This is a genomic window from Actinoallomurus acaciae (genome assembly GCF_042429965.1).
In the GTDB taxonomy this organism is placed as follows: Bacteria; Actinomycetota; Actinomycetes; order Streptosporangiales; family Streptosporangiaceae; genus Actinoallomurus; species Actinoallomurus acaciae.
Window position 1 is genome coordinate 1 of record NZ_JBHLZP010000242.1, and the last position, 12,187, is coordinate 12,187.

The window sequence follows — 12,187 nt, forward strand, 5'->3', positions numbered from 1 at the left end:
CCACGCGCACCGCGCCCGGTGAGCGCCCCGGCGGCCAGCGCGAGCGCGAGCAGCACCGCGCCGACACCGGTGTCGGTGAGGGCGACGGCCGTCGTCCGCGCCGCGTCGGGGCGATGGGCGAGGCTCCAGCGATGCAGGGACAGGTCGGATGGGAGCGGGCGGCCATGCCGGACCACGACGGCCGTGAACAGCGCCACCAGCAGAACGGCCGCGACCACCACCGCGACCCTCCCCGCCCGGGCGAGAGCCGGTGCGTAGCTCGGCGGCACGTCGGTGGCGGCTCGGGTACGCATCGCTCGACACTACCGCAGGCGTACTACACCGATAGTATTCATGGCCGCGCTCGGTGCGGCGACCGGCCGGAGACGATCTCCCCGATCCGGGCCAGCGTCGGGGTGTCGCTCGTCCAGTACTCCCGGTGCGCCTCCCGGCTCAACCCGCCGAGGTACCAGGGCCCGCGCGTGCCCGGAGCCGATCGGAACGTCGTGGCCCCGAAACGGCGGCCGGCCGGCTGCGGACCGTGGAGGCCGAGGGCTCGGATGAAGTCCCACCGGGCGATCGTGGCGTGGACGTAGTAGCTCGTGTCCCGTCGCGGAACGGCGGTTAGGCGAAGCCGGTCGGCGTGCGCGGCACCGACTCCCGGACCGGCGGTGAACACGACGTCGTCGGCGTTCAGGACACCGTCCCGCGCGGCATGCCCGATGACCACGCTCCCGTAGCTGTAGCCGATCACCGTGTTGTGCGAACGCGGCCCCTGGTGGGTGACGCGCAGACCGTCCTGGAACCGGTGGAGATGAGGCGCCGCGGCGTCTGCGAACCGGCGGCTCGCCGCGCCGACGAGCGTCTGCGGAGCCGGGTACCCCACCCAGGCGACCACCGCGGTCGACGGAGAACCGGCTCGCCGTGCGGAACGCGCGATCGCGTCGGCCACGCGCATGTGTGCCTCGGCGTTGCCGAGCCGCGCCTTCGCGCCCGGCACGTAGGTCGCGACGTTCGCGGCGGTGTCGGGGTTCCCGAACGCGATGACGACCCGTCCGGTGCCCTCCGTGTCGAGCGCCAGGAGGTACGGCCGCGGATGTTCGGCGCTCGTCGGCGCCGCCAACCGCTCCCGTACGGCAAGGATGCCGTTCGATCTGTCCTCCAGGTCACGTAGGCGCCCGGCGTCGCCCGGCCGCGCCGAGGCCAGGATGCGGTCTCGCTCCTCGACCAGACGGGTCTCCTGCTCGGCGAGGGCCGCGCGGTTCGCCCGGTCCCTGATCACGATGGGTATCCCGTCGAGGGCGCCGATGTCCGCGCGGTGTTCGTGGGACAACGTCCTCTGCCGGTCCGGCGTGAGCATGTCCCACCATTGCTTGACGTCGGCGGGCAGCGGGGGCCGGTCGGGGAGGCCGCCGTGGTGTGGCGTTCTCGCGCCGTCGCCCGGGACGTTCTCCGCAGACGCCGCCGTGGGCCGGTCACCCTCGGCCTCGGAGCACCTGGCGAAGACGCGACCGCCCGGGATGGAACTCCGCCGTACGCCATCGGGCGGGTCCGCGTGTGCGGCCGTGCCTCCGTGCCCCGGCAGGTCGCTCGCGTCCGGCGGGGGAGCGGCGTCGGAGGGGGCCGGTCGGCGCCCGACGAACGTCAGGCCGACGTTCAACGTCGCATGCACGATCTTCCTGTCGAGTTCCGGGCTCGCGTTGTGGAAGTACTCGATGTCCAGCTCGGCCCGGCGGCGCAGGTAGGCCTCGGTCTGCGGGGCGAGATGGACGCTCTCGTTGCCGAACATGCTGATCAGGCCGGGACGGCTGCCCGTGTAGGCCGCGTACCATTCCCGGAACCGGTCGGGGCCCAGGACACGGGCCATGGTCTCGATGTCGCCCGCCAGCAGAGGGCGCGGCCCTACGAGTGACATCTCCCCCTTGAGGATGTTCGCCAGCTGGGGCAGCTCGTCGATGGTGAACTTGCGGAGCAGCTTGCCGATCTTGGTGGCCCGTGGGTCACCAGAACCCAGGCTGGCGTCCATGCTCGTGGAACTGCTCATGGTGCGGAGCTTGTGGATGCGGAACGGCACGCCGCCCTTGCCGACCCTCCACTGCGAGAAGAAGGGCGTCTTCCGGTCCTCGAAGAATTTCAACGATGCTCCGGCCACGACCGGAACGCCGGCGACCGGACCGAGCGTCATGGCCAGCTTGATGTCCTGCCGTCGCTTCTCGGGGCTGTTCAGCCAGTACGGCCCGATCTTGTCCGCCGGCGAGTCCGCCGCCATCTCCGTGGATCCGCGGTGCCGGCCGAACGTCCCGCGAACCGCTTCGGCGCCCGCACCGACGAAGGCCATGCCGAACCCGTTCTCGGCCGCGTGCCTCCAGTCCCAGCCGCCGCCGCTCGCCTGTCCGGCGGCCGCCGTCGCGACGGTCGCCGCGGCCCCTCCGGTGACGAAACGGGGCGCGATGCCCTTCCATCCCGGGGACTCCACGGCGTCGACCAGGGAGGTCAGCGCGGGGGCCCGGCGCAGCAGCGCGGGCAGGCTCGCGTGCGTGCTCCCCATCAGGCCGCCGGCGACCGTTCCCTGCCACAGCGCCCCGGCCAGCTCGGCCGGGTCGACCGTGCCGGTGCGGAACAGCTGATCGATCACGTCTAGGCCGCCGGTGAACGCCGCCCCCAGCGCCGCCTCGCGGATCATCAGCAGGATGACCCGCAGAGCCAGGCCCTCCAGCCGGATCAATGGCGTCAGCACCGTCTCCGACAGCGGGCCGAAGAGGCTCGCGGCCGCGATCAGCGCCAGCACGAACGTCGCCGAGGCCACGAAGTGCCACCGGGCCTTGACGGTCGCGTCGGCGGATGTCTGGCAGTACTCGGCGAGCCGGTTACATCGGCTCTTCAGCTCCTCCAGGAGCCCGTCCTTGCCGTGCACGACCCGCGCGGCCGACCCGAACGCGTCCGTGCCGATCCCGGATCCGCTGCCCGTCACCCGCCCGGCATGGGCGGCGACGTCCGCGGTCACCTGATCGACCACGAGCGCCATCGCCGTCGCGGTGTCCCGCAGCGTCTCCATACCGCCGAGGTCGCCGTCCGGCCATGCGTAGCCGAGTCCCACCGCCTCGAAGAACCACTTCGCCGCGCGGACGACTCCCGGCGCCGGCACCGTCGACGGCAGGCCGTCGGGGCCCGTCGGCGGCCGGTACTCCCGGAGCAAAGCCGGCCTGCCGGGCGACGGCGGCGGCGGGCGCCGCTGGACCCCCAGCTCATCCACGATCGCGCCGTCCGTCTCGATGTACCGGCCACCGGCGTCGACCAGCCCGGCTCCCATCCCTCGCAGCAGGTTCACGGTGGCGGCGAGGTCGTGCAGCAGGTCGTCCCGCATGCCCGCGAACCCGGGTGACCGCCCGTCGCCCTCGAACAGGCTCCGCCCGAGATCATCCCTCCCGAAGGGCCGTGCGGCCATCGCCCGAGAGAACCTGTCCACGCCGTTCGCCAGGTCTGCGGAGGCGTCGGCGACCCCCCGTCCTGCGCCTATCCACATCTCGGGCGCGACGCTGAACCCCGGCATCAGCCGGCACGGAGCGGAGCGCCGATACCGACGGTCGCGGCGACGCCAGGCCACTCGGCCCGCTCTTCGGTGGACGGTGGGCGTCGCACAGTCACCTCCGCGATCATTCCGGACAGACCGCTGCGCACCTTAGCGTTGACGGCGTCCGCCCGGACGTGGCGGGCGCTGACCGGATCGTTCCGGTATGCGGCTGGATCGGGCCTCCCGGTCTCCTATCCGGACTCGGCAGAGTGGGGGCATGAACCGAGCCCTTGTCGTGGTGGATGTCCAAGAGTCCTTTCGTGCCCGTGCGGAGTGGGCGCAGATCGCAAATCCGAAGATCGCGGACCCGGTCAACCGGCTGGTCCGTCTCGCCCGCGCGGGCGGCGACCTGGTGGTCTGGGTGCTGCACACCGAGCCCGGCAGCCAGGGCGTGTTCGACCCGGAGCAAGGCCACGTGCGGCTGATGGAGGAGCTGGAGCGGCCGTTGTCCGGCGAGCCGGTACTGCGCAAGACCTCTCACAACGCCTTCACCACCACGAATCTCCAGCAGTTGCTGACCGAGGCGGGCGTACACGAGCTGATGGTGTGCGGCATCCGTACCGAGCAGTGCGTGGAGACCACCGCCCGGGTCGGCAGCGACCTGGGGTATCGGGTCGTGTTCGTCACCGACGCGACCACGACCAACCCGGTCGGCGGGCTCACCGCCGACGAGATCATCGAGCGTACGGAGGCGGTCCTGCGCGATCGGTTCGCCCGGATCGCCACGGTGGCCGAGCTGGAAGAATCGAAGATGTGAGGAATGTCGTCTTCGTCCTGTTGTCCGGGGTCCACCTGCTCGATCTGGCGGGTCCGGCCCAGGTGTTCGATACGGCGGCGGGCTTCGGGCAGCCCTACCGGCTCGGCTATGTGGCCGAGCGGGAGCAGGTTCGCAGTGCCCAGGGCCTGCCGCTGACCGCGAGCGTCCAGTGGCCCGAGCTGGGCGCCGACGACCTGGTCGTGGTCCCGGGCTGGCGGGCCTCCACGCTGCGGGGCGGGCCGTCGCTGAGCCGGGCCGAGGCGGAGCGCCTGCGCGCTCACCACGCCGCCGGAGGCACCGTCGCCAGCGTGTGCGCGGGGGCGGAGGCCCTGGGCCAGGCGGGTCTGCTGGACGGGCGCCGATGCACGACCCACCATGCGCACCAGGAGGAGCTCGCGGCCCGGTACCCCCGGGCGACGGTGGTGCGCGACGTGTTGTTCACCACCGACGACCGGGTGATGACCTCGGCGGGAATCGCCAGCGGCATCGACCTGGCGCTGCACCTGCTGGCGGCTCGGCACGGCCCGGCGTTCGCCGCCAAGGTGGCGCGGAACATGGTCATCTACACTCGCCGCAACGGCCACGAGCCGCAGGCGAGCGCCATGCTGCGGCACCGTTCGCACGTGGATGACACCGTTCACCGCACCCAGGACCTCATCGACGACCGGCTCGCCGAGCCGCTGCCGCTGGCGTACCTGGCCGCTCGCGCCGGCGTCAGCGAACGCACCCTGACCCGGCTGTTCAGTCGCGCCACGGGCGGACTGACCCCCCTGCGCTACCAGCAGACGCTACGGCTGGAGCGCGCTCAGCACCTGATCGACCACGGAATGACGGTGGAGGCCGCGGCCCGCGAGGTGGGTTTCGAGGACGCCCGGATGCTACGGCGTCTCCGAGCCCGGGAATCGGGTGACCGCGTCGAGGCGGCGCGGCCGTACGCACCGCCTGTCAGCGGCGGAGGGCGCGCCGGGCCAGCCAGTTTCCGAGAAACTGCCCCGCTTGGACGATGACGATGATCGTGGCGACGGTGATGTAGACGATCGGCCAGTTGTACCGCTGCGACCCGTACGTGATCGCGAAGTCGCCGAGGCCGCCGCCGCCGAACAGCCCGGCCTGCGCGGACATGTCGACGACCGCGACGAAGATGAACGTGTAACCGAGGATGATCGGTCCGAGCGCCTCCGGGATGAGCACCGTGACGATGATGCTCACCGGCCGGGCCCCGGCGGCGCGCGCCGCCTCGATCACACCGGGGCTCACCGTCAGCAGGTTCTGCTCGACGATGCGGCTGACCGCGAACGCCGCGGACAGCGACAGCGCGAAGGTGACCGCGTCGGTGCCGATCGTGGTGCCGATCGTGTGCAGCATCAGCGGCTGGATCGCGGTGAGGAAGATGACGAACGGGATCGGCCGGACGACGTTGACGAGGATGTTGACGGCGACGTACACGGGCCGGTTGGCCATCAGGTTGCCCGGCCGGGTCGCGTACAGGACCAGCCCGATGGCCAGGCCGAGCACACCGCCGGCCACCACGGAGATGAGCACGATGTAGAAGGTCTGCCCGATCGCCTGGCGGAAGACCGACAGGTTGGTGACGAACTCGTGCATCTCAGTCCTCTTCCGCCAGCTCGACGCCGTCGGCCCGCAGCGCCGCCAGAGAGGCGTCCACGGCGTCCGGCGGGCCGGTCAGTTCGAAGGTGAGGCTTCCGACCGGCCGGTCCTGCAGCTCGCTGATGCCACCGAAGACGATCTCCGCCGCGACCTCGTGGCGCAGGAACGTCGCGGCCAGCGCGGTCTGGAAGCCCGTACGGTCGCGCACCCGGACGGTGACGAGGCGGCCGGGATGCGTGCGCCGCAGGCGCGCGAGCGTCGCGGCCGACGGCCGGTCGCGCAGGGTCGTGCCGACGAAACGGGCGGCGGCCTCGGTACGCGGATGGGCGAAGACCTCGTACACGCTCCCGGACTCGACGAGCTCGCCGCCGTCCAGCACCGCCACCCGGTCCGCGATGCTGCGGATGACGTCCAGCTCGTGGGTGATGATGACGATCGTGACGCCCAGCTCGCGGTTGACCCGCCGGAGCAGGGCGAGCACCTCGCCCGTCGTCTCCGGGTCGAGCGCGCTCGTGGCCTCGTCGACGAGCAGCAGCGCGGGCTCGGTCGCCAGGGCGCGGGCGATCCCCACCCGCTGCTTCTGCCCACCGGACAGTTGCTCCGGATGGTCGTGGGCGCGGTCGAGCAGCCCCACGAAGTCGAGCAGCCGCGCCACCCTGCGGTCGCGCTCGGCCGACGCGACCCCGGCGACCTTGAGCGGGTAGGCGACGTTGCCCGCGACGGTGCGTGACCGGAACAGGTTGAACTGCTGGAAGATCATGCCGATGTCGCGCCGCACGCCACGGCGCTCGCGCTCGGACAGGGCCGTGAGCTCGTGCGGCCCGACGTGGACCCGCCCCTCCGAGGGCGTCTCCAGCCCGTTGACCAGCCGTACCAGCGTGCTCTTGCCGGCACCGGAGTGCCCGATGACGCCGAAGACCTCGCCGCGGGCGACCTCGAGGCTCACGTCGCGCAGCGCGGTCAGCGGCGCGCCGCGCCGGCCGTTCGCCGGGAAGTGCTTGGTCACGTGTTCGAGGCGCACGTACGCCTCGGTGGCCGGGCCGGACGGCTCGGCGTCGCTGGTGGTGACGGACATCATCGCACCGGTGGCCCGGAACCGAACGATCCCGGGCCACCCGTCCCCTTCCTACTTCTTTGCCGCCTGGGCCTGCGCCTCGACGGTCTTCAGCTCCTGCTGCAACGTCGCCGCCGGCACGTCACGGAACACCGCGGTGCCTCCGTTGGCCGCCTGGACCCCCTTCTCCACCGACGGGTCGTGGTAGAGCGCGGCCAGCTTCAGGTACGTCGGATCGTCCTTGTCCGCGGCGCGGGAGACGAAGATGTTCACGTACGGGGCGGCGATCGGGCTCGCCGGGTCGTCCTGGAAGATCGCGTTCTCCTTCGTCAGCTTCGCCTTCGTCGCGTAGTCGTTGTTGACGATGGCGGCCGCCGCCGAGCCGGTCAGTACGGCCCGCGCGGTCTGGGACGCGTCCAGGGTCACCACGTCGACCCGGTGCGAGGTGATGTCGGCGGTGCTGGAGAACGCCGTGCCGTTGTTCTTCAGCGTCACCAGCTTGGCGGCCTGCAGCACCAGCAGCCCGCGCGCCTCGTTGATCGCGTCGTTCGGGATCGCGACCTTGGCGCCGTCCGGCAGCGCGTCCGGCGTGTGGTACTTCAGCGAGTAGAGCGGCAGCGGGTAGACCGCCGTCGCACCGATGGGCTGCAGGTCGTCGTGCGCGGTGACGTTGTAGTTCGCCAGGTACTGAATGTGCTGGAACTCGTTGAGGTCGAGCTGCTTCTCCTTCAACGCGGGGTTCGGCTGGCTGTAGTCGTTGAAGTTCACGTAGGTCACCGTGATGTTCAGCCGTTTCTTCGCCAGCGCCGCGAACGTCTTCCAGTACGGCTCGGACGCGTCGGCGACGCCGATGCGCACCGTCTTCGCACCACCGGACCCTCCGGATCCGCCGGTGACGGCGACGACGATCGCGACCACGACGATGACGGCGACGACCGCGGCCGAGACGATCCACGTGATGCGACGTCTGCCACCGGACCGGCGTTCCGGCAGCCGGGGCTCGGCCGCCGGTTCGCTGGGTGAGGACGAATCGGACACAACAACCTCCGGGATTTCATCGATGAGACCACCGGCCGGCCACCGCCACACGCGAGCGGCCGGTCGGGAGGGAAGGGGGATTCGCGGTCGGTCGGACACGCGAGAGAGGAGGCGCCGCCACCGGGGCGACGCCGTGCCGTTCTCATCGACAACAGAGGCTGCTCGCGACCTGCGCGTAGTCGACCACGCGCCGGATGGTCAGCAGCACCTCACGCATGGGCGGCACCGGGTGAGACCCCGGTGTCGGCGGAGGCGAATCAGAAAGCATGGTTTTCATGCTATTTAAGTATGTAATGCCGTCGCAAGTCGTTATCGCGCCAAAGCGGAGTCACTGGAGCCCGGTGCGAACCGACGTGATGCGTTGCGTGTTGAAGCCGAGCCAGTGCATCCGGCCCACATAGCGCGCGTGCTCGATCTTGAGGCAGCGGTCCATGATCACTGTGAGGCCGCCGTCCTCGGCGATGCGCGCGCCCTCCTCGTTGATCACGCCGAACTGGCACCACAGGGCGCCGGCGTTGATCTCCAGGGCCTCCCGCGCGATCCCCGGCAGTGCGTCCGGCGCGCGGAAGACGTTCACGACGTCCACCGGCACGGGGATCTCCAGCAGGCTCGCGTAGGACCTCTCCGCGAGGATCTCCGTCTCCCGGGGGTTCACGGGGATCACGCGGTAGCCGTGCCGCTTGAGGTAGTAGCCGACGAAGTAGCTGGCCCGCAGCTCGTTGTTCGACAGGCCCACGACCGCGATCGTCCTGGCGGTGTGGAGCACCTGCTGGATCTTCGCCGGGTCCTGGTACCGCACGAGATCGCTCATGACGTCGCCGCCTTCTCTCCCGCCGCCGCGGCGACGCGGGCGAAGCCCTGCTCCAGATCCCAGATCAGGTCCTCGACGGACTCGGTGCCGACCGACAGCCGCACCGTCCCCGGCCGGACGCCGGCCGCCCGCAGCTCGTCGTCGCCCAGCTGCCGGTGCGTCGTGCTGGCGGGATGGATCACCAGGCTCTTCGCGTCGCCGACGTTCGCCAGGTGGGACCAGAGCGTCAGGCCGCCGATGAGGTTCTGCCCGCCGGTCCGGCCGCCGGCGCAGTCGAACGAGAACACCGCGCCGGCGCCGCGCGGCAGGTACTTCTCCACGAGTGGCCGGTACCTGCTCGCCGGCAGGCCCGGGTAGGTGACGTTCGACGCGAGCTCGTGCGACTCGAGGTACGCCGCGACCGCCCGCGCGTTCTCGACGTGGCGTTCCATTCGCAGCGACAGCGTCTCGAGCCCCTGCAGGAACAGGAAGGCGTTGAGCGGCGCGAGCGCCCCGCCGAGGTCGCGCAGGGTCTCGGCCCGGAGTTTCATCAGATAGCCGTACGCCCCGAACGTCTCGTGGAACCGCAGGCCGTGGTAGGCGGGCGACGGATCCGCGACCACGGGGAACCGCCCGTTGGACCAGTCGAACGTGCCCGCCTCCACGACGACCCCGCCGATGCTCGTGCCGTGGCCGCCGATGAACTTGGTCGCCGAGTGGACCACGATGTCGGCGCCCCACTCGATCGGGCGGCACAGGTACGGCGTCGCGAACGTGTTGTCGACGACCAGCGGCAGCTCGTGCTCGTGCGCGATGGCCGCCACGGTCTCCAGGTCCAGCACGTTCCCCGCCGGGTTGCCGATCGTCTCGGCGAAGAACGCCTTCGTGTTCGCGCGGACCGCCCCTCGCCAGGCGTCCGGATCATCGGGATCGACCCAGGTCAGCTCCACGCTCATCTTGCGCAGCAGGTGCTTGAGCTGGTTCACCGTGCCGCCGTAGAGCGCCGAGGACGAGACGACGTGGTCGCCCGGCTCCAGCAGCGTGAAGAGCGCGGCCGCCTGCGCGGCGATGCCGCTGGCGAACGCGACCGCGCCGGAGCCGCCCTCCAGGTTCGCGACGCGCTCCTCGAACACCGCGACGGTCGGGTTCATGATGCGCGAGTAGGTGTTCCCGTACTCCTGGAGGTTGAAGTACGCCGCCGCGGACTCGGGGTCCTCGAACACGTAGCTGGTGGTCTGGAAGACCGGCACCGCACGCGCGCCCGTGTTCGGGTCGGGCCGCTGCCCGGCGTGCAGTTGCCGTGTCTCGAATCCGAACGCGCGAGCCTCTTCGGCCCGGGATGGGTTGTCAATCACGAAGTCATCTTCCTTGAGTCATCCGGCTCCGCCTACGGCCGGACCGTGTTCGCCCAGAAACCGGCGGATGATGGGCGTCTGCCGTGCCTCCTCCAGCAGGAAGCAGTCGTGGCCGTACGGCGCCTCGATCTCATGGAACTCGACCGGCCTGCCGAGGGCGCGCAGCGCCTTCTCCAGGTCGCCGGAGGCGGCCGGCGGGTACAGCCAGTCGGAGCTGAAGGCGATCAGGAGCGTGCGTGCCGAGACGCCGTCGAGCGCTCGTTCGAGCGAACCCCCGCCGTGCTGCCGGGCGAGATCGAAGTAGGTCAGCGCGCGCGAGGTGTACAGATAGGTGTTGGCGTCGAAGCGCTTGACGAACGAGTCGGCCTGGTGGCGCAGGTAGCTCTCGACCTCGAACTCCGGCTCGGTGATCGTGTGGCGGATGTCGTCGGCGAACTGCAGCCGCCGGCCGAACTTCTCGTTCAGCGCCGGTGCGGACAGGTAGGTGATGTGGCCGACCATCCGGGCCAGGCCCATGCCGGCGTCGGGCGCGCGGCCGGTGCCGTGGTAGTGGCCGCCCTGCCAAGCGGGGTCGCGCATGATCGCGTCGCGTGCGATCGCGTTCCAGGCCACGCCCTGCGGGTGGAGGGCGTGCGTGCTGGCGATCGCGATGACGGCATCGACCTGGTCCGGGAACAGGATCGCCCACTCGAGCGCCTGCATCCCGCCGAGCGAACCTCCGGCCACCGCCGCGAGCCGCTCGATGCCGAGCGCGTCCAGGAACGCGCGCTCGGTCCGCACCATGTCCGCGACGGTGATCACGGGGAAGTCCGAGCCGTACGGCCTGCCGGTCGCCGGGTCGACCGACGACGGTCCCGTCGTCCCGCGGCAGCCCCCGAGCAGATTCGTGGAGACGACGAAGAAGCGGTCGGTGTCGAACGCCTTGCCGGGGCCGATCATCCCGTCCCACCAGCCGAGACCCCGGCCGGCCACGCCGTCGCGATCCTCGGCCCCGAACCCGTCGCGCGTGCTCTCCTCGGGCGGCGCCTTCGCGAAGCCCGCCGCGTGGGCGTCGCCGCTCAGCGCGTGGCACACCAGGATGACGTTGTCGCGCCGGGGGGAGAGGACGCCGTACGTCTCGTACGCCACCCGAACCGGGTGCAGCTCCCGCCCGCAGTCGAGCCGTACCGGCTCCGGAAGGTCCAGATACTGCGTTTCCACCGTTCCGACCGAGCCGGCCGCGAGTGTCCGAACTGGCTTGGTCATGGGGGCTATGGTGCCCGCTCTCGCCCGTGTATTGTCAAGCATTCCGGTAGGAATACACGGAGCGAGAAGGGCGTCACGCAACATGACCACGGTCGTCAACGGAGTCAACGTGCAGGCACTGCTCGAGGCGCGCGAGGCGCTGAAGGGCGCGCCCGAGGCCGCCCAGTTCACCTGGCGGGCATCCTCCAAGTGGCAGAACGGCGTCCACAGCAGGACGACGATCCAGAACTTCTTCGGTCTCGGGCAGGAACAGAGCCACAAGACCGAAACGGTCTTCGACGCCGATCACCCCGAGGTGTTCGCGGCGGAGGACAACGGCATCACGCCGATCGAGTACCTCCTCGTCGGCCTGGCGAGCTGCCTGACCGCGGGTGTGGCGTCCGTCGCGCAGAACCGCGGCATCCAGCTGCGCTCGGTCGAGGCGACGGTCGAGGGCGCGCACGACATCCGCGGGATCCTCGGCGTCGACGGCGACGTCCGCAACGGCTTCAACGACGTCAAGGTGACGTTCGACATCGACGCGGACGCGTCGAAGCAGGACATCGAAGCGCTGGTGGCCCAGTCCCAGAAGCGCTCCGCCGTGTTCGACGCTCTCACGAACCCGACGAACGTCACCGTCGAAGTCGCCTAGGGCGTGTTCCGAAGTCCCGCCGCCGGGACACTCCCCGCCCTCGGACGCTCCCCGCGGTCCGGGACGCTCCCCGTCCTCGGACACTCCCCGCCCTCCCAGACACTCCCCGCCCTCCCAGACACTCCCCGCCCTCCCAGACACTCCCCGCCCTCCCAGGGG

The 12,187-nt window shown here is 70.8% G+C and carries 12 protein-coding genes; 3 read left to right on the plus strand and 9 right to left on the minus strand.

What is annotated here, in order from left to right; translation table 11 throughout:
• On the minus strand, positions 1-293 hold a 293-nt coding region (locus ACFFNX_RS27840), incomplete at its 3' end, for a hypothetical protein (protein ID WP_378208466.1).
• A gap of 38 nt (positions 294-331) precedes the next feature.
• Entirely contained in the window at positions 332-3,424 is a 3,093-nt protein-coding gene (locus ACFFNX_RS27845; protein WP_378208467.1) for a sugar transferase, read from the minus strand.
• Between the two features lie 343 nt (positions 3,425-3,767).
• Between ACFFNX_RS27845 and ACFFNX_RS27850 the strand changes: the two genes are divergently transcribed.
• Together ACFFNX_RS27850 and ACFFNX_RS27855 are read left to right on the plus strand one after the other, a co-directional pair.
• A complete protein-coding gene (locus ACFFNX_RS27850) occupies positions 3,768-4,307 on the plus strand; it encodes a cysteine hydrolase family protein (protein ID WP_378208469.1) in 540 nt (179 codons plus the stop codon).
• Entirely contained in the window at positions 4,304-5,314 is a 1,011-nt protein-coding gene (locus ACFFNX_RS27855; protein WP_378208470.1) for a GlxA family transcriptional regulator, read from the plus strand. Before ACFFNX_RS27850 ends, ACFFNX_RS27855 begins: the two co-directional genes overlap by 4 nt.
• On the opposite strand, the gene ACFFNX_RS27860 is transcribed toward ACFFNX_RS27855, so the two are convergent.
• The 7 genes from ACFFNX_RS27860 to metX form a co-directional block, all read right to left on the minus strand.
• Complete coding sequence (locus ACFFNX_RS27860) at positions 5,253-5,912, minus strand: methionine ABC transporter permease (protein ID WP_378208471.1); 660 nt, start codon at positions 5,910-5,912, stop codon at positions 5,253-5,255. The genes ACFFNX_RS27855 and ACFFNX_RS27860 overlap by 62 nt on opposite strands.
• Before the next feature lies 1 nt (position 5,913).
• Positions 5,914-6,990, minus strand: a complete 1,077-nt coding sequence (locus ACFFNX_RS27865) for a methionine ABC transporter ATP-binding protein (protein ID WP_378208472.1) — start codon at positions 6,988-6,990, stop codon at positions 5,914-5,916.
• 51 nt (positions 6,991-7,041) lie between these two features.
• Complete coding sequence (locus ACFFNX_RS27870) at positions 7,042-8,007, minus strand: MetQ/NlpA family ABC transporter substrate-binding protein (RefSeq protein WP_378208474.1); 966 nt, start codon at positions 8,005-8,007, stop codon at positions 7,042-7,044.
• Between the two features lie 142 nt (positions 8,008-8,149).
• Entirely contained in the window at positions 8,150-8,275 is a 126-nt protein-coding gene (locus tag ACFFNX_RS27875; RefSeq protein WP_378208476.1) for a hypothetical protein, read from the minus strand.
• 60 nt (positions 8,276-8,335) lie between these two features.
• On the minus strand, positions 8,336-8,818 hold the full coding sequence (locus tag ACFFNX_RS27880; RefSeq protein ID WP_378208478.1) for a CoA-binding protein: 483 nt from the start codon (positions 8,816-8,818) through the stop codon (positions 8,336-8,338).
• The gene (locus tag ACFFNX_RS27885) at positions 8,815-10,152 is read right to left on the minus strand and encodes an O-acetylhomoserine aminocarboxypropyltransferase/cysteine synthase family protein (RefSeq protein ID WP_378208480.1); all 1,338 of its coding nucleotides are present in this window, start codon (positions 10,150-10,152) and stop codon (positions 8,815-8,817) included. Before ACFFNX_RS27885 ends, ACFFNX_RS27880 begins: the two co-directional genes overlap by 4 nt.
• An 18-nt stretch (positions 10,153-10,170) precedes the next feature.
• On the minus strand, positions 10,171-11,397 hold the full coding sequence (metX, locus tag ACFFNX_RS27890) for a homoserine O-acetyltransferase MetX (protein ID WP_378208482.1): 1,227 nt from the start codon (positions 11,395-11,397) through the stop codon (positions 10,171-10,173).
• Between the two features lie 82 nt (positions 11,398-11,479).
• On the opposite strand from metX, the gene ACFFNX_RS27895 reads away from it, so the two are divergent.
• A complete protein-coding gene (locus tag ACFFNX_RS27895; RefSeq protein WP_378208484.1) occupies positions 11,480-12,028 on the plus strand; it encodes an OsmC family protein in 549 nt (182 codons plus the stop codon).
• Positions 12,029-12,187: the final 159 nt, after the last annotated feature.

Coding starts and splice junctions, on each gene's coding strand:
- ACFFNX_RS27865 (WP_378208472.1), bottom strand. CDS start 6,990: ATGTCCGTCACCACCAGCGACGCCGAGCCGTCCGGCCCGGCCACCGAG.
- ACFFNX_RS27860 (WP_378208471.1), bottom strand. CDS start 5,912: ATGCACGAGTTCGTCACCAACCTGTCGGTCTTCCGCCAGGCGATCGGG.
- metX (WP_378208482.1), bottom strand. CDS start 11,397: ATGACCAAGCCAGTTCGGACACTCGCGGCCGGCTCGGTCGGAACGGTG.
- ACFFNX_RS27895 (WP_378208484.1), top strand. CDS start 11,480: ATGACCACGGTCGTCAACGGAGTCAACGTGCAGGCACTGCTCGAGGCG.
- ACFFNX_RS27880 (WP_378208478.1), bottom strand. CDS start 8,818: ATGAGCGATCTCGTGCGGTACCAGGACCCGGCGAAGATCCAGCAGGTG.
- ACFFNX_RS27850 (WP_378208469.1), top strand. CDS start 3,768: ATGAACCGAGCCCTTGTCGTGGTGGATGTCCAAGAGTCCTTTCGTGCC.
- ACFFNX_RS27845 (WP_378208467.1), bottom strand. CDS start 3,424: ATGGCCGCACGGCCCTTCGGGAGGGATGATCTCGGGCGGAGCCTGTTC.
- ACFFNX_RS27875 (WP_378208476.1), bottom strand. CDS start 8,275: ATGCTTTCTGATTCGCCTCCGCCGACACCGGGGTCTCACCCGGTGCCG.